General features: G+C 72.0%; 16 protein-coding genes. 9 read left to right on the forward strand and 7 right to left on the reverse strand.

Annotation, left to right across the window (positions count from 1 at the left end):
- Positions 1-63: 63 nt before the first annotated feature.
- From D0T12_RS02370 to D0T12_RS02390, 5 genes are all read right to left on the reverse strand, one after another.
- The gene (locus D0T12_RS02370) at positions 64-2,307 is read right to left on the reverse strand and encodes an FUSC family protein (RefSeq protein ID WP_117397564.1); all 2,244 of its coding nucleotides are present in this window, start codon (positions 2,305-2,307) and stop codon (positions 64-66) included.
- 19 nt (positions 2,308-2,326) lie between these two features.
- On the reverse strand, positions 2,327-3,535 hold the full coding sequence (gene serB, locus D0T12_RS02375; protein WP_117397565.1) for a phosphoserine phosphatase SerB: 1,209 nt from the start codon (positions 3,533-3,535) through the stop codon (positions 2,327-2,329).
- Between the two features lie 65 nt (positions 3,536-3,600).
- Positions 3,601-4,626: an S-adenosylmethionine:tRNA ribosyltransferase-isomerase gene (locus tag D0T12_RS02380; RefSeq protein WP_117397566.1), complete on the reverse strand. Its 1,026-nt coding sequence runs from the start codon at positions 4,624-4,626 to the stop codon at positions 3,601-3,603.
- Complete coding sequence (locus D0T12_RS02385) at positions 4,623-5,990, reverse strand: MFS transporter (RefSeq protein ID WP_117397567.1); 1,368 nt, start codon at positions 5,988-5,990, stop codon at positions 4,623-4,625. The genes D0T12_RS02380 and D0T12_RS02385 overlap by 4 nt, the downstream gene beginning before the upstream one ends.
- The gene (locus D0T12_RS02390) at positions 5,987-6,676 is read right to left on the reverse strand and encodes an SDR family NAD(P)-dependent oxidoreductase (RefSeq protein ID WP_117397568.1); all 690 of its coding nucleotides are present in this window, start codon (positions 6,674-6,676) and stop codon (positions 5,987-5,989) included. Before D0T12_RS02390 ends, D0T12_RS02385 begins: the two co-directional genes overlap by 4 nt.
- A gap of 212 nt (positions 6,677-6,888) precedes the next feature.
- Between D0T12_RS02390 and D0T12_RS02395 the strand changes: the two genes are divergently transcribed.
- The 5 genes from D0T12_RS02395 (at position 6,889) to D0T12_RS02415 (ending at position 11,249) form a co-directional block, all read left to right on the forward strand.
- Positions 6,889-8,037, forward strand: a complete 1,149-nt coding sequence (locus tag D0T12_RS02395) for a GAF domain-containing sensor histidine kinase (RefSeq protein WP_117397569.1) — start codon at positions 6,889-6,891, stop codon at positions 8,035-8,037.
- Positions 8,034-8,720: a response regulator gene (locus D0T12_RS02400; protein WP_117397570.1), complete on the forward strand. Its 687-nt coding sequence runs from the start codon at positions 8,034-8,036 to the stop codon at positions 8,718-8,720. Before D0T12_RS02395 ends, D0T12_RS02400 begins: the two co-directional genes overlap by 4 nt.
- Before the next feature lie 36 nt (positions 8,721-8,756).
- Positions 8,757-9,542, forward strand: a complete 786-nt coding sequence (locus D0T12_RS02405; RefSeq protein WP_117397571.1) for a PP2C family protein-serine/threonine phosphatase — start codon at positions 8,757-8,759, stop codon at positions 9,540-9,542.
- Positions 9,543-10,019: 477 nt separating this feature from the next.
- Complete coding sequence (locus tag D0T12_RS02410) at positions 10,020-10,469, forward strand: DUF2752 domain-containing protein (protein WP_233525809.1); 450 nt, start codon at positions 10,020-10,022, stop codon at positions 10,467-10,469.
- An 87-nt stretch (positions 10,470-10,556) separates the two neighbouring features.
- Positions 10,557-11,249 (forward strand): RDD family protein, encoded by a 693-nt coding sequence (locus D0T12_RS02415; RefSeq protein ID WP_117397573.1) that lies wholly within the window; start codon positions 10,557-10,559, stop codon positions 11,247-11,249.
- 50 nt (positions 11,250-11,299) lie between these two features.
- Here D0T12_RS02415 and D0T12_RS02420 read toward each other — a convergent pair whose 3' ends face one another.
- Positions 11,300-12,055, reverse strand: coding sequence for a hypothetical protein (locus tag D0T12_RS02420; protein ID WP_117397574.1), 756 nt, complete (start codon positions 12,053-12,055; stop codon positions 11,300-11,302).
- Positions 12,056-12,246: 191 nt separating this feature from the next.
- Here D0T12_RS02420 and D0T12_RS02425 point away from each other — a divergent pair, with 191 nt between their 5' ends.
- The 3 genes from D0T12_RS02425 to D0T12_RS02435 all read left to right on the forward strand — a co-directional run bounded on the left by D0T12_RS02425 (position 12,247) and on the right by D0T12_RS02435 (position 14,236).
- Positions 12,247-13,035, forward strand: coding sequence for an ABC transporter ATP-binding protein (locus D0T12_RS02425; RefSeq protein ID WP_117397575.1), 789 nt, complete (start codon positions 12,247-12,249; stop codon positions 13,033-13,035).
- Positions 13,036-13,142: 107 nt separating this feature from the next.
- The gene (locus D0T12_RS02430; RefSeq protein WP_117397576.1) at positions 13,143-13,913 is read left to right on the forward strand and encodes a sulfite exporter TauE/SafE family protein; all 771 of its coding nucleotides are present in this window, start codon (positions 13,143-13,145) and stop codon (positions 13,911-13,913) included.
- A gap of 89 nt (positions 13,914-14,002) precedes the next feature.
- Entirely contained in the window at positions 14,003-14,236 is a 234-nt protein-coding gene (locus tag D0T12_RS02435; protein ID WP_117397577.1) for a hypothetical protein, read from the forward strand.
- A gap of 153 nt (positions 14,237-14,389) precedes the next feature.
- Here D0T12_RS02435 and D0T12_RS02440 read toward each other — a convergent pair whose 3' ends face one another.
- Positions 14,390-15,304: a Rieske (2Fe-2S) protein gene (locus D0T12_RS02440; protein ID WP_117397578.1), complete on the reverse strand. Its 915-nt coding sequence runs from the start codon at positions 15,302-15,304 to the stop codon at positions 14,390-14,392.
- A gap of 247 nt (positions 15,305-15,551) precedes the next feature.
- Between D0T12_RS02440 and D0T12_RS02445 the strand changes: the two genes are divergently transcribed.
- On the forward strand, positions 15,552-16,655 hold the full coding sequence (locus D0T12_RS02445) for a CapA family protein (protein WP_117397579.1): 1,104 nt from the start codon (positions 15,552-15,554) through the stop codon (positions 16,653-16,655).
- Positions 16,656-16,657 lie beyond the last annotated feature (2 nt).

Consider the following 16,657-nt stretch of genomic DNA (forward strand, 5'->3'; position numbering starts at 1 on the left):
GATGCCCGTCTCGCGTCGCTGGATCGGGGTGTGGCGGACGCCTGTGCGCCGCTGAGACACGGTTCAGGGGCGTGGGGTGGCGGCGGACAGGGATGACTCGATGACCGTGGCGGTGTCGCGGCGTAGTGATCTGATGGTGTGGCGGGTGCCGGATACCTGGAAGAGGGCGTGCTGGACGGGGGTGAAGTCGTCCCGCCCGACGCCCGACTTGATCTCGGCGCGGCGGCGGCGGGTCAGCGTGGACAGGTGGGAGTCGAGATCGGCTAGTTCTTCGCGGAGTTCGTCGGCGGGGGTGGCCGCGTCCGGGTCGATGTCCTCGGGTTCCTCCAGGTTCTCCGCGGCCTCTTCGAGTTGGTCGGCCAGGCGGTCCAGGATTTCGGGGATCGGGCCGGTGTCGACGGCCTCCTCGCGGGACAGCCGCGCGACGGCGATGAGGTGGTCGCGGGTGCGGTGCGCGGCGTCCACGGCGGTGCGGAGTTCTCCGATCAGATCGAGGTCGGGGAGGCGTTCGTGGCCGAGGCGGGCGCGGGTCTCGGCGACGGCCTCCGCGGAGCGTTCGGCGGCGACGATCGTGTCGTGGGGGAGCCGGACGCGTTCCCCGGCGAGGACGTCCGCCGTCGTCCGGACGAGACGGGCGTGGGCGCTGAGGAGCCGTTCGAGTTGGACGGGTAGCCGTTCGAGGTGACCGGTGGGCCAAAGCAGCCTTACGGCGAGGTAGGTCAGGAGTGTCCCGGCGAAGGTCAGCACGATCCGTTCCCCGGCGGTGCGCCAGTCGGCGGGTGTGGAGAAGTCGAGCAGCATCATCGCCAAGGGGGTTCCGAACAGGGCCCAGTAGGCGTAGTTGACCGCGCGCATGGCGAATCCGGCGAGCGCGAAACCGAAGACGATCACGGCGACGGTGGGTGGGCCGGGGGCGAGGGTGAGGATCACGGCGGCGATGACGGATCCGGCGGCGGTGCCGCCGACGCGCTGGACGACCCGTTCGACCGTCTCGCCGTAGGTGGCGCGCAGGCTCAGCATCGCGGTGATCGTCATCCAGTGCCCGTGGGAGAGGCCGAGGGCGGCGGCCAGCGACATCGCCACGAGGGCCGTCACGAAGACGCGTGCGACCTGCCGGAATCCGGGGGAGCGGGTGCGGACGGCGCGCCGCATCCGCGCCCAGATCGGCATCGGGTCGAGAGTCTCCGGCATTTTGGGCGCGCGGGGGCGGAGCCGCAGGCCGCCCGCGACGATGCGGCGGGTGGACGCGACCTCGCCCGCGATGCGGTCGATCGAGCGGCGCACCTGGCCGATCAGCGACACCGCGATGAGGTCCTCGTCGCCGGCGAGCCCGGCGCGTCTGATGTGTTCGGCGGCCCGTCCCATGCGGCGGACGGCGGCGGACTCCTCCCCGCCGAGCGGCGCGTCACCGGCGGTGGCGATGGCGCCGGCCAGCAGCCGCAGGCGTGCGGCGAGCGCCGAGATCGCGGTCCGTGTCTCGAGTTCCCAGTCGCGGTCCGGTGGGTAGTTCTTCGCGGCCTCCAGGACGGCCTGGAGCGTCACCGTCTCGTGGAGGACGCGGCCTAGGCCGTCGATGAGTCGTTCCGGTCGGGTCGGGTCGCTGCGTCCCGATCTGTAGAGGCCGTAGGTGGTGCGTGCCGCGGTGAGCGCCTCGGACGCAGCGCGCCGTTTGGCCTCCCAGTCGGGGATACGGGTGACGGCGAGCAGGTCCGGGTTCGTCAGGTCGACCGCGTCGAGGGGGCTGCTGTCGGGGGCCGCGACGTCCTGCGCGACCGCGTCCAGCGCCTCGGCGACCGCGTCGGCGGCGTCGCTCAGGGCCGCGCGCAGGGGACGGAGCCGCCGCGCGGGCCATGGTGCGAGGAGGAGACCGGCGGTGAGCAGCCCGCCGGTCAACTCCAGCAGCCCGATGCCGATGACGTCGGCGGACGGCGGCCGGACGGCGCTGAGCAGCACCGCGAGCCCGGCCGTGGGCCCGATCCGCGGCACGGCGACGCCGAGCGCGATCAGCGGCGGGACGACGATGACGGACGGCCAGGTGTGCCCGGCGAGCAGCCCGCCGACCGCGGCCCCGACGGAGACGACGAGAACCCCGACGGCGAGGTCCCTGGCCCGTGCCCCGTACGGGCCTTCCGGCGCCCGCAACGCCACCAGGTACGCGCCCAGCGCGATCATCGAGCCCTGCGCGTCGTGGCCGGTCAGCGCGCCGACGAGCAGCGGCACCGCCATGGCGAGCGCCGCCGCCACCCCGTACATCGGCGCCGCGGCCCCGCCCACCTGGGCGTAGGCTTCGCGCGCCCGCCTGTGCACGGTGCGTCCCCCCGAGGATTCAGCCGGTTCCCTGGGGGTCGAGGGCGTCGGCGGCCTCTACCTCCTCGTGGGAGATGCCGAGGAGGAACAGGATCGTGTCGAGGTAGGGGACGCTCACGGCGGTGTCGGCGGCCTGCCGGACGACGGGTTTGGCGTTGTAGGCGATGCCGAGGCCCGCCGCCTGGAGCATGTCGAGGTCGTTGGCGCCGTCGCCGATGGCGACGGTCTGGCTGATCGGGATCCCGGCCTCGCGGGCGAAGCGTTCGAGGGCGGTGGCCTTGCCGGCGCGGTCGATGACCGGGCCGATGATCCGGCCGGTGATCTTGCCGTTCTCGATCTCCAAAGTGTTGGCGGCGGAGTAGTCGATGCCGAGATCCTCGACGAGGGCGTCGGTGACCTGGGTGAAGCCGCCGCTGACGATGGCGAACTTGTAGTCGAGGCGCTTCAGCGTGCGGACCATGGTGCGGGCGCCCGCGGCGAGCCGGACCTTGTCGCGGACGTCGTCGATCGCGGCGGCGTCCAGCCCGGCGAGGAGCGCGACGCGTTCGCGGAGGGAGCCCTCGAAGTCGAGTTCGCCGCGCATCGCGGCCTCGGTGACCTTGGCGACCTCGTCGAGACAGCCGGCGTGCTCGGCGAGCAGTTCGATGACCTCGCCCTGGATGAGGGTGGAGTCGACGTCCATGACGATCAGGCGTTTCGCGCGCCGGTGCAGGCCGCTCTGCTGGACGGCGACGTCCACCTGCTGCTGCGCGGCCTCGGCGGCGAGCCCGGCGCGCAGGGCGTCGGGGTCGGCGCCGGACACGTCCATCTCGATGCAGGTGACGGGCGTGTGCGCGAGCCGTTCGATGCGGTCGATGTTGGCGCCGTGCGCGGAGATCCGGCCGGAGATCCCGGCCATGGCGGCGGGCTTCAGCGGCGCGCCGAGGACGGTGACGTGGAGGCGGCCGCGGCGCTTCGGTGTCCGCTTGTTGCGGCCCGTCGCCAACTCGATCTCCATGTCGAGGTCGTTCGCGACGCGTTCGGCGGCGTTCCAGACGCGGCCGATGTCGGTGCCCTCGCTGTAGGAGAGCAGGACGCCGAGGATGAGCCGCCCCCGGATGACGACCTGCTCGACGTCGGCGACGGTGAGCGGGAACTCGGCGAGTGTGGTGAACAGTCGCGAGGTCACGCCGGGCCGGTCGCGCCCGGTGAGCGTGATGAGCAGTGTGCGTTGCGCTGACCCGTCCATAGCTGGTCACAACGGTACCGGGCGGAGATGAACGGTCCGTGCACGAGGGTCCGCCGCGCGTCCGCTCAGGCCAGAATGAGGTTCGCGTCGCCGAATTCGTGCCAGAGGTAGCCCTCGGTGAGGGCGGCGTCGTAGGTGGCGGTGAGCAGGTCGGGGCCCGCGAGGGCGGTGAGCATCATCAGGTGGGACGACCTCGGTTCGTGCAGGCCGGTGAGGAGGCCGTCCACGGCCCGGACGCCGCGGTCGGGAGTCACGACGTGCTCCGTCCACCCGGTGGACGCCCTGACGTGCCCGGAGGCGTCCACGGACGTCTCCAGGGCCCGAACGGCGGTCGTGCCGACGGCGATGACCCGGCCGCCGTGGGAGCGGACGTGTTCGACCAGCGCGGCCGTCGAGCCGGGGACCTCGTAGCGTTCGGCGTAGGGCGGTTCGTGGGCCTCGGGCGACGCGACGCCGGTGTGCAACGTGATCGGCGCCATGAGGACGCCGCGCGCCACGAGCCGGGTCACCAGTTCGGGTGTGAAGGGGCGGGCGGCGCTCGGCATCTCGGCGCTGCCGGTGGACCGGTCGTGGGCGAACACGGTCTGGTAGGCGGCGGTCGGCCAGTCTCGGCGGACGTACCCGTACCGGATCGGTGTGCCGTGGCGCCGCAGGTAAGGGACGACGTCCGTGCTCAACCGCGCTTCCCAGAGCCGTTCTGACTTCCCGTGGCGTCCGACGAGGGTCAGGGTGGCGCCGCCGGGAAGGGGGATCCACTCGCCGGCGCAGCCGCCCGTGTAGGGCTTGCTGGCCTTGCCGGTGATGCGGCGAAGTTCGACGAGCCAGAGCCGGTCGTCAGCGCCCGGGACCGGCGTGGAGAAGTGCACGCTGATCCGGTCGAGCCGGACGGCGGCGGGCAGCGTGGACGAGGTGTTGACGACCAGGAGGTCGCCCGGGTCGAGCAGGTCCGGCAGGTCGCGGAACTCGTGGTGGGTGATCTCGCCGGTGGCGCGGCGGGAGACGAGGAGCCGGACGCCGTCGCGGGTCCGGCCGCGCGCCTCCGGAGGCTCATGGGCCTCCAAAGCGGTGGGAAGGGTGAAATCTACAGTCATGTCCGGACCTCCAGGCGAAGTGCGGCGATCACACCGAACGCGGCGATCGCCGCGAACAGCGCCCCGGCGACGGCGAGGCCCGTGCCGAGCCGGTCGCCGCCGAAGCCGGTGACCAGCGCGCCCGCGATCCCGACCACGAGGGAGGAGCCGAGGGTGTCGCTGATCTGCAACGCGGACGAGTTGACGCCCTGCTCGTCCTCGGGCGACAGGTCGAGAAGCAGGACGGAGAGGCTGCCGATCGAGAAGCCCATTCCGGCGCCGCCGATGATCCACGCGGGCACGGCGAGCCAGCCGGAGATCTGGAGCGCGACCGCGACGGCGAGGGTCCCGACCGTGACGAGCACGGCGCCGAGCAGCGCGTAGAACTCGCGGGGACGCTCGGACCGGCCCTGGATCTGCGACGCCGCCGACCAGCCGAGCGCCCCGACGGTCAACACGATCCCCGCCTGCGTCGCGGTGAAGTCGTGCAGCCGGGTCAGCGCCAGCGGGATGAACACGTCGGCGCCGAAGAACGCCCCGGCGAGCAGGCCCCGGACGAGGACGACGCTCGGCAGCCCGCGGCGCAGCCGGAGCGTCCCGGCGGGCAGCAGCCTCGGCAGCCCGTAGGCGAGGCCCCCGACCCCGGCGATGGCGGCGAGCGCCATCGTCCAGGCGGACCTGTCCAGGCCGTACAGCAGGATCCCGGCACCGGCCGCGACCGCGACGGCGGCCACCACGCGGCCCCTGCCCTCGGACGCGGAGCCCCTGGTCTTCTCGATGCCGCGCAGCGCGGGCACCAGCAGCAGCGTCGGCGGGATCACCAGCGGGACCAGCCCGAGGAACACCCAGCGCCAGTCGACGTGCTCGGCGACGACCCCGCCGACCGCCGGGCCGATCAGCGACGGCAGCACCCACGCCGCCGACAGCGCCGCGAACACCCGGGAACGCAGCGCCTCCGGGTACACGCGGGCGATCACGACGTACAGCGCGACCAGCGACACGCCCGTGCCGAGGCCCTGCACGGCGCGGCCCACGACGAACAGCCACATGGTCGGCGCCGCGCCCGCGACCAGCAGCCCGGCGACGAAGGTGCCGAGCCCGATCATGAGCGGTCGGACGGGCCCCGACCGGTCGATCCAGCCGCCCGCCAGCACCGTCGACAGCAGGCTCATGATCAGCGTGGCGCTGAAGCCCCACGCGTACAGGGACAGGCCGTCGAGGTCGTCCGCGACGACCGGCATCACGGTTCCGACGGCCATGGTCTCGAACGCCAGCAGCGTGACGACCAGGACGATCCCGAACGTCGTCCCCCGGTATCCGGCGCCGAGCAGGCCCCGCCCGGGGACGGCCCCCGCCGTGTGTTCGGGTTCGAGGACGGTGGTCATCGCGTGCCGGCCAGGTCGGCGGCCCGGTAGCGTCCACTGGGCGGACGCTCGGTCACAAGGCGGTGGAACGCGGCCGCGGCCTCCTCCGGCGGCGGAGCGGCGTCGGCGTCCTCACCGGCCGCGCGCAGCATGTCGGTGTTCATCTCGCCCGGATCCGCCCACCACACGGCCACCTCGGGCTCCTCGGCGGCGAGGACGTTCGACAACTGCTCCAGGGCCGCCTTCGTCAACCCGTAGCCGCCCCACGTCTCGTAGTTCTCCACGGCCGCGTCCGAGGTGACGTTCAGGATCGCGCCGCGCCGTTCCCGCAGGCCCGGCAGGACGTCCTGGATCAGCGCCAGCGGCGCCAGGACGTTCGTCGCGAACGTGTCCGCCAGGTCGGTGACGGGCAGGGCCGCGAGCCGGTGCATCGGTGTCGGGCCGAGGGTGCTCGCGTTGTTGACGAGCAGGTCGAGCCCGCCGTCCACCGCGCGGACGAGGTCGGCGCGGTGCGCCGGGTCGGCGACGTCCCCGGCGATCGCGGTGATGTTCCCCGGGTCGGCGTCGCCGCCGATGGCGCGGGCCGCCGCCGAGAGCGCGTCCGCGTCCCGCGCGTCGACGACGAGCCGCCAGCCGTCCCGGGCGAGCTCGCGGGCCAGTGCCCGGCCGAGCCCCCGCGAGGCCCCGGTGATCAATGCTGTTCTCATGCTCTCGACGCTAGGGACCCGCGGGCTTCGCGGCATCGGCCGAGGGCCCGTTCGGGTGCTGGTCAGATGGTCCTAGGACCGGCGTCCCGGACGTCTCGACCGCGCGGGCGGAGACGTCCTCCCGGGGGCTGATTCGGGAAGGGCCGCGCAGCGAGTACGGTCTTCACATGTGAGCGCCATCGGGTGCTCGGCCAGCGGAGACGAGAGACCGGATGGAAACGGGCGACGGCCGCCGCGGCGATCAGGGCGCGACCCTGCACGCCGTGAGCTCCGCCGTGCTCGCGGTGACCCGGCATCTGTCCGTCCACGAGGTCCTCCAGGTGATCGTGCGGGCGGCGGCGCGGCTGCTGGACGTCCGGTACGCGGCGCTCGGCGTCCCGGACGACGAGGGCTCGTTCGCCGAGTTCGTCGTCGAGGGCGTCACCGAGGAGGACTGGGAGCGCATCGGCCCGCTGCCCCGCCAGCACGGGATGCTCGCCGCGATGCTGCGCGACGACGCGCCGAAACGGCTCACCGACATCCGCAGGGAACCGGAGTTTGAGGGGTGGCCGCACGCGCATCCCGTCCTGAAGGACTTCCTCGGCGTCCCGATCCGCGACGGCGAGAGCGTCCTCGGCATCGTCTTCCTCGCCAACAAGCGGAGCCCCGGCGGTTTCACCGACGAGGACGAAGAGCTGCTCACCCTGTTCGCCGCGCACGCCGCGATCGCCATCACCAACGCCCGCCTGTACGAGCACAACCGGGAACTGACGGTCGTCGCCGAACGCAACCGCATGGCCCGTGAGCTGCACGACGCCGTCGCGCAGAAGCTGTTCTCGCTGCGCCTGACCGCCCGCACCGCGTCCGCGCTGGCCGAGCGGGATCCGGCCCGGACCGTCCGGGAGCTGGAACAGGTCGAGCGGCTCGCCGCCGAGGCCCTCGCCGAACTCCGCGCCGTGATCTTCGAGCTGCGTCCGGCCGACCTCGTGGACGGACTCGTCGCCTCGCTGCGCAAGCACGTCGAGGTCCTCGACCGCGCGCACGAGACGAGCGTGCGCATCGCCGCCGACGAGGCCGTCGTCCTCCCCGAGGAGCACGAGGCCGTCGCGTTCCGCATCACCCAGGAGGCGCTCTACAACGCGCTGCGGCACGCCGGCGCGCGGACCGTGGAGGTGCGACTCGGCACCAGGGACGGCCAGGCCGTGCTGGAGGTCGCCGACGACGGCTCCGGGTTCGACGCGTCCGGCGGCGGGACGGCCGAGCCGCAGAACGGGCTGGGCCTCGCGTCCATGCGCGACCGCGCGTACTCGATCGGCGGGGAGCTGACGATCGACGCCGCGCCGGGGAAGGGCACGACCGTCCGGCTGGAGGTGCCGCTGTGACCGCGAACGGGCGCGGGCCGATCAGGGTCCTGATCGCCGACGACCATCCGGTCGTCCGGCAGGGGCTGCGCACCTTCCTCGGCATCCAGGACGACATCGAGGTCGTCGGCGAGGCCGAGGACGGCGTGTCGGCCGTGAAGCTGGCCGAATCCCTGGAGCCCGATATCGTGCTCATGGACCTCAAGATGCCGGGCGCCGACGGCCTGGTCGCGCTGACGGAGCTGCGGGCGCGCGGGGTCGCGGCACGGGTCCTGGTCCTGACCAGCGTCACCGAACGCGGGCATGTGCTGCCCGCCGTTCAAGCGGGCGCTGCCGGGTACCTGTACAAGGACGTCGACCCGCAGGCGCTCGTCCAGGCGATCCGGGCGGTCAACGATGGACATGTGCTTTTCGCGGCCGACGCGGCCGAGGCGATGCTGGCGGGCGGGCCGGAATCGCATGACGACCGCGGCCTGGCCGCGCTGACCGAACGCGAACGGGAGGTGCTCGTGCATATCGCGCGGGGCAGGTCCAACCGGGAGATCGCCCGTGCGCTCGTGGTGTCCGAGAAGACGGTCAAGACGCACGTCAGTAATCTGCTCATGAAACTGGGAGTCCAGGATCGTACACAGGCGGCTCTGTACGCCGTCCGGCACGGCGTCGGCCCGTCCGACGCCGATGGCGACGCCGCCGCCCGTGACTGATACAACTCCTCTGACCGGATCGTCATCGAAATTGGTATGAACGTAGCAATCAGATACGCAGCAGGCAGCGACATCGGCTGCAACCGAGAGAACAACGAGGACTCGGGTTACGCCGGTGCGCGGCTGATCGCGGTCGCGGACGGCATGGGCGGCTACGCGGGCGGCGAAGTCGCGAGTTCCACCGTGATCGGCTCGTTGCGCTCCCTGGACACGGGCGCCCCCAAGGACGACCTCGTCGAGATACTGGGCCGCGCCGTGGCGGAGGCCAATGAGAAGCTGCGCATCGTCCGGGAGGAACGTCCCGACCTGAGCCGCATGGGCACCACGCTCACCGCCATGCTCTGGTCGGGCGACGCGGTCGCCCTCGCGCACGTCGGCGACTCGCGCGGCTACCTCCTGCGCGACGGCGAGCTGTTCCAGATGACGCAGGACCACACCATGGACGAACTGCTCAAGGCGGAGGCGGAACAGGCGGGCCAGCAGGCCGACCCCGCCGAGACGTCCCGCCTGTCGCACGTGCTCTACCGGGTCCTGGACGGACGCGAGGACCGCGAACCCGACCTGCGCCTCCGCGAGGCCCGCCTCGGCGACCGGTACCTCCTCTGCTCGGACGGCCTGAGCGGCCCGGTCGACGCCCAGCGCATCTACGAGGTGCTCTCCGCCGAGGCCGACCCGCAACGCGCCGTCGACCGCCTGATCGAGCAGGCCCGCGACAACGGCGGCCCCGACAACATCACCGCGGTCGTCGCCGACGTCGTCGAACCCGACCACGTCACCGGCAACGAACCCCCCCTGATCGTGGGCGCGGCCGCCCAGTCCTGACCCAGCGTCCGCCTCGACACGCCCCGCACAAGCCGAGCAGACGCCGCGAGCCCTGCCGACCCGTGCTCGCCCCCCGCCCCGCTTTTCCCGCGATGCTCCTCCGGCATGCCCTAACGCCGCACTGACCGTCGATCCCCCGCCCGCTCCTCTCGTTTCGAGAGTCCGCGTCAACAGATCTCGCACCACCCGAGGCGGCGCCGCCGGCCCGTCCTGCCGCTTCGTGCTGGACCGGTTCTCCGTCTGAAACGGGGCGAGTCGTCTCAGGTGTGGCAGCGTCGGGGGTTTGGGGATTCGTTCGACGGTTCGGGCGAAAGGACGCCCACGTAGCTGGTGATTTGTCCTACTCTTGCTCTGGGGCGGTGTCGCCGAGCGTGGGGTAACGGTCCGATCGCGGATCGTGGTCCGGGCTTGACCCGCCTCCGGGTGAACCCGATATACGGGTCACTCACCTGTATGTCATCGAGGCGGAGGATTTCGTTGGGGGAGTCGCCCGGGACGGTGGTCGCCGGTGCACCGCGAGGTGCGCTCGGCGGGCTCGTCGACCGGACCCTCACCGCGGCGCGGCACGGACCCCAGGGTGTCGTGCTGCGCGTCGCGGCGTTGGCCGTCGCGGCCATCGGCGCGGCATGGATCCACCGTGTCAACGACCCCGGCGTGCTCTGTCCCCTTCGGGCGTTCACCGGAATTCCGTGTCCCCTGTGCGGGGGGACCACCGTCTTCATCGAGCTCGGTTCGGGCCGTCCCGGTCAGGCCGTGCTCGCGAACCCGGTGGCCCTCACCGGCGCGGTCGCGCTGGTGCTCGCGCCGCTGGGCACGGGACGACGGTGGTGGGCACTCCAGCCGACAACCCGTGCCTGGATGCTCGGCACCGCCCTGGTGGGGTCGGAGCTGTGGCAGCTCGTCCGGTTCGGCGTTCTGCGGGTTTGAGCCGCGGTCGGTCCTCGGTCAGACTTGCGGAGCCCACCGGGTCCGGCGGGCGTCACCTAAGACAGGGTCAATCAATAAGGAGCAAGTGTGGGTAACCCCTACGACCCCTACGGCCAGCAGCCGGGCTACGGGCAGCAACAGCCCGGGTACGGCCAGCAGCCCCCGGCCCAGCCCGGGTACGGCCAGCCTCCGGCCCAGCCGGGCTACGGTCAGCAGCAGCCGGGCTACGGCCAGCCCGCCGCGCAGCCCGGCTACGGGCAGCAGCCGCCTCCCGCCGCGCAGCCCGGGTACGGGGCGCCGGCGCAGCCCGCACAGGCGGGCTACCAGGAGGTGCACCACCACCACTACGGCTCGACCGGTCAGCTGGCCGAGTGGGGTTCGCGGGCGGGTGGCCTCATCATCGACGGCCTGGTCATCGCGGCTCCGGCCATTGTGCTCTTCATCGTCGCGGGCCTGCTGTTCGGTTCCGGCAGCAGCGGCGCCGCCCTGATCGGCGTGTTGTTCTACATCATCGCCATCGGCGTCCAGTTCGGTGGCGCCCTGTGGTTGTGCTACCAGGAGGGCACCACGGGCCAGACGATCGGCAAGCGGCAGATGGGCATCCGGCTCGTCAGCGCGCAGACCGGTCAGCCGATCGGGTTCGGCATGGCGTTCGTTCGCCGGCTCGCGCACTTCCTCGACCAGGCCCTGTGCTGCATCGGCTACCTCTGGCCGCTGTGGGACGAGCGCAAGCAGACCTTCGCCGACAAGATCTGCAACACCATCGTGGTCCGCAACTGAGCCGAGTCACGATGAACGGGGCGTCCCTTCCGGGGGCGCCCCGTTTCTCATTACGGGACGGGGTCGAACGCGCTGTTGCACGCGGCGACGAGGGCCCGCCGGACGGCACCGTCCAGCAGCCGCAGGGCCTCACCCCGGCGGCGTATCTGGTCGGCTCCGAGGCCACGGTCGTCCATCTGTCGGGCGAGGTCGACGACGAGGGACAGGCGGCGCGCGAGCGCGGCGACGCGGTGCGCGCGGGCCGGGTAGCCGGGGGCGAGTGGATGGTCGCCGCGGTCCGGGTCGCGCAGCGCGGCGAGCGCGTCGGTGATCTCGGGTGGAACGGCGGCGACGTCGTCGACGGTCACCAGCGCCTCGGTGGCGTCCCGCATCGCCAGGGTGAGCTGCCGGTCGGCGTCCGCGAGGGACGGGACGTCCGGCGGGCCGGGCGACGCGTCATGGGCGGCCCAGCGGACCCCGACGTACGACGAGCCGCGCCGGTCCTCCGACGGGACGAGCCCGATGGTCCGGTCGCCGAGCACGGCTAGGACGGCGGCGCCCGCGTCGATCGCGGCGCGGTTGAGGGCGGGCGGGCCGGTCAGCCCCAGCGGGTCGCCCGGTTCGGGCAGCGACAGCCGCAGCGCCGTCATCCCGCCGACGCGCAGTTCGCCGAGGCCGCGGCGCAACGGCACCTCGGCGGATTCGCAGTCGAGGATCTGCGGCCCGGAACTCTTCTCGACCGCGTCGACCGCCTCGTCCAGGCCGACGTGACCCGCCAGCCAGGCATTGCCCCAGGCGGCCAGTGCGGTCGCAACGTCCTTGCTCATCGCCGTTCCCAACACTCCCTGATGGGCATGCGACCCACCATAAGCGTTCGGACCGACGACGCCACCGGACCGTAAGGAACCTCTTGCGCCGAAGCCTCTCCGACGGCAAACCCGGGCGCCACGTCCACCAAGGCATCGCATAGGTTCTTTCCTGAGAATTCAGGGACCAGCGGATTGGACGAAGGCGCGCGATGGCCGGCGAGGTACTTCAGCTCCGCGGAGTCGGGGTCAGGCGCGGGAGGTCGAACCTGCTGCGCGATGTCACATGGACGGTGAACGAGGGCGACCGGTGGGTCATCGTCGGACCGAACGGCGCGGGCAAGACGACCCTGCTCCAGATCGCGGCCGCGATGATGCATCCGACCGAGGGCACGGCCGTCCTGCTGGAGGAGCGGCTCGGCCGCACGGACGTGTTCGAGTTGCGTCCCCGGATCGGCCTCGCCAGCTCGTCCCTCGCGGCGGAGGTGCCGCCCGAGGAGAAGGTCATCGACCTGGTGCTGACCGCTTCGTACGCGATCCTCGGACGCTGGCGGGAGGAGTACGACTCCACGGACGTGGACCGCGCGGTCGCGCTGCTCGACGCGCTCGGCTGCGCCGATCTGGTCCGCCGCACGTTCGGCACGCTGTCGGAGGGCGAGCGCAAACGCGTCCAGATCGCCCGCGCGATGATGCCCGACCCCGAACTGCTGTTGCTGGACGAGCCCGCCGCGGGCCTCGATCTCGGCGGACGCGAAGACCTCGTCACCCGTCTCGCCGCCCTCGCCGACGACCCCGCCGCGCCCACGATGGCGTTGGTCACCCACCACGTGGAAGAGGTCCCCGAGGGTTTCACGCACGCGTTGCTGCTGCGCGGCGGTGAGGTCGTCACGCAGGGCAAGGTGGACGAGGTGTTCACCGCGGAGCACCTGTCGGCCACATTCGGCCTTCCGCTCGCCGTGGACCGTCAGAATGGCCGCTGGTACGCACGTTCCACCCGCTGAATCCGATTTAATCACCCAGGAACCGCCACCCCATCGACGGTTGAGGGCGGCGTGGAACCTACGATGTGTGCGCCGTGGGGATCTCATAGGGCCGGGGTGGTGCTTACGTGGACGTCCTGGACGCGGTCGCCGTGTTCGCGGCCGGGGTCGCCGCGGGCGGCATCAACACGATCGTCGGATCCGGGTCCCTGATCACGTTCCCGACCCTGGTGGCGCTCGGGTATCCGCCGGTGGTGGCGAACGTGTCCAACAACCTCGGGCTCGTCCCGGGCGGCGTGGCCGGAGCCTACGGGTACCGCGAGGAGTTGCGGGGGCAGCGCTCGCGGCTGCTGCGGTTCGCCATCGCCTCCGTCATCGGCGCCGTGATCGGCGCCCTCCTCCTGCTCGGTCTCCCGGCGGAGGCGTTCAACGTCATCGTCATCGCGCTGATCATGATCGCGTTGATCCTGGTGGTGGCGCAGCCGCGCCTCCAGCGGTGGGTGCTGCGGCGCCGGGAGGGTGAGCACCGTCCCCATGGCGGCCCGGTGCTCTGGGTCGCCATCCTGCTCACGGGCGTCTACGGCGGCTATTTCGGCGCCGCGCAGGGCATCATCCTCATCGCGCTCCTCGGCATCCTGCTGGACGAGGAGCTCCAGCGGGTGAACGCGGCCAAGATCGTTCTGTCGGCCGTCGTGAACGGGGCCGCCGCGGTGCTGTTCATCCTCACCTGGATGTTCTTCGACACGAAGATCGACTGGGGTGTGGTGCTGCTCATCGCGCTCGGCACCACGGTCGGCGGGCTGCTGGGGGCCAGGGTCGGCCGCCGTATCCCGCCGCTGGCGCTGCGCGGCGTCATCGTCGCGGTCGGCGTCATCGCGATCGTCAATCTGCTTGCCTGACCAGGCCGTACGCCCCGCCGCACGCGGTTGGCGGCCCGCCTTTCGGGGTATAGATCGAATATACGTTCGACTACCGGAGGTTCGTGCCGATGAAGGGCGACAGGGTCGAGATCGTCATCGATGCCGGGGGCGAGGGAACGCGAACGTACGAGGTCGTGGCGAGCCGTGCGGGCCGCCGCGTGGAGATCGCCAACCGGCGTGGCGTCGTGGAGGTCAGCGAGGTGACCCGCACGGGCACCGCCGTCCGCACGGCCCGCTTCATGTCCAGCCGCGTCCTCGCCCTCGTCGAACACCCCGTCTCCGTCCCTCCCGAAAACGCCTAGTTCCGGGTTTTCCCTCCCGGTGGACTCTCGCCCCACCGATGCCTCGCCGGATCGATGTGGCCGCGCTTCCACTGCCGAGCAAGGCGTGCGTCTTCACGTGCGGTCCGAATCCGTTCATGCGGGACGCCAGGTGCGGCCTGGTCGGCGCGGACCTCAGTAGGGACGGACCTGGACGGTGCCCTCGTCGGTTACGCGGGACTCGAACGCGGGCTGGCGCGCGGTCGCCGGGCCGTGCACGACGGAGCCGTCGTCCACGCGGAACGTGCTGCCGTGCCACGGGCAGATGACGCAGGTGTCGGCGTTGTCGTCGGTGACGATGCGCCCCTGGTGCAACGGCCCGGCGAGGTGGCTGCACCGGTCGGCGAGGACGTGGATGTCGCCGCCCTTCCGCAGGACGAACAGGCTGATGTAGCCGAGGCGGCGATGGACGGGCCAGCCGTCCGGCAGTTCGTCGGCGGCGCACAGGTCGTGCCAGCCGAGCGGGACAAGGTGGCTGATCTGGTCGGCGTGGCTGGCGCCCGCGGCCTGCCGGAACGCCAGATGGCCACCGAGGTAGGCGCCCGCGAACAGAACGCCGAGCCCGGCGAAGCCGAAGGCGCGTCCGGCGGCGTCCCGTCCCTGGCCGCGGGCCACGAGCGACACCGTGTACAGCGTGCTCGCCGTGGCCATGCCCGCCGCGTGGACGAGGCCGACGCGCTGCTGCTCGCGGTGCAGCGCCGACCAGTCGGCGATTCCGGTGAGGACGGTCGGGACGGCGCTCGCGAGCCCGGCCGCCACGAGCGTCTGGGACGCCCGGCGCCCGCCCGGCAGAAGGTCGAGAACGGCCGCGGACACCCAGAACCCGATCGGCATGTCGGACAGCGGCGGGTGCGCCGGATGCCCGAGGGGGACGCCGTGGAGGGCGTCCTTCACCGGCCCGGGACGCAGCGTCCGCCGCACCCCCGTGGCCATGACGCGGATGACGCGGTCGAGACCGCGGACGTGTTCGAGGCTTTCGGTCGCATCGGCCAGCCGCGTCGATCCCTGCGGCCGGGACATACGACGGAAGATCTTCGCTCGGCGTTCCATGTCCCCTCCTCCGCGGTCGTGCCGGCTCCCTGTCGCGACCCTAGCTTTCCGCGTTCCCCCGCGGCCAGTCATACCTACCTGTAGCGGGCAGGGCCTAAACCACACGGTCAGCGCCCCCACCTCACGGCTCGAAGACGTGGATCTTTAGCGGGTCGGGTGACACCCGTGGGGTGGACGTGAACGCCCGCCGTGGGATGCTGGGCGTCCGATGGAGCGGGTCCGTGTCGGGCCGGGCGGGAGGTGGGCGATGGGCAGGGGTGCCAGGAGGGTCGCGGCGGCGGCCGTGGCCGGGACGATGGCGCTGGCCGCGGCGGCGTGCGGCGGCACCGACGGGTCCACCGTGGAGGGCGCGACGAAGCCGTCCGCGTCCAAGGGGAAGGGCGGCTCTTCCGGCGGGAGGTCGTCCGCGCCGCGCGCCAAACAGCCGATCCTTCTCGCGTTCGGCGGCGACACGCATTTCGAGGGGATGCTGCGGTCCCGGCTCGGCAACCCCGAAACGGCGCTCGGGCCGGTGGCGAAGCAGTTGCGCGCCGCCGACCTCGCCATGATCAACCTGGAGACGGCGATCACGACGGGCGGTGGGACGCCCGCGCCCAAGGCGTTCACGTTCCGCGCCCCGCCGACCGCGTTCACCGCGCTCAAGGCCGCCGGGGTCGACGTCGTGTCCATGGCGAACAACCACGGCATGGACTACATGGAAGGCGGCCTGCGCGAGTCGCTGGCCGCCATCAAACGCAGCGGGTTCCCCGTCGTCGGCATCGGTAAGAACGCCAACGACGCCTTCCGTCCGTACCGCGTCACCGTCAAGGGCAACAAACTCGCCATCGTCGGTGCGACCCAGGTACTGGACGACAACCTGATCCAGGCGTGGACGGCCACCGACACCAAGGGCGGGCTCGCGTCGGCGAAGGACGTCCCCCGGATGGTGCAGGCGGTGAAGGAGGCGCGCCAGGGAGCCGACGTCGTCATCGTCCACCTGCACTGGGGAGCGGAGCTTCAGCCTTGCCCGCTGCCGCGCCAGCAGGAACTCGCCAAGCAACTCGTCGCGGCGGGCGCCGACATCGTCGTCGGAGGCCACGCGCACATTCCGCTCGGCGGCGGCTACCTGGACAACGCGTACGTCCACTACGGCATGGGCAACTTCGTGTTCTACTCCGCGAACGGCAAGACCGCGGAGTCCGGGGTGCTGTTCCTGCGCGTACAGGACGGCAAGGTCGTCAAGGACAAGTGGGCGCCCGCGCGGATCTCCGGCGGCCTCCCGATCCCGCTGAAGGGCGCGGCGGCGCAGTCCGCCCTCCAGCGGTGGAACGGCCTGCGCGACTGCACCGGGCTCCAGGCGGACCCGTCCTGACG

The organism is Actinomadura spongiicola (assembly GCF_003432485.1).
GTDB lineage: Bacteria > Actinomycetota > Actinomycetes > Streptosporangiales > Streptosporangiaceae > Spirillospora > Spirillospora spongiicola.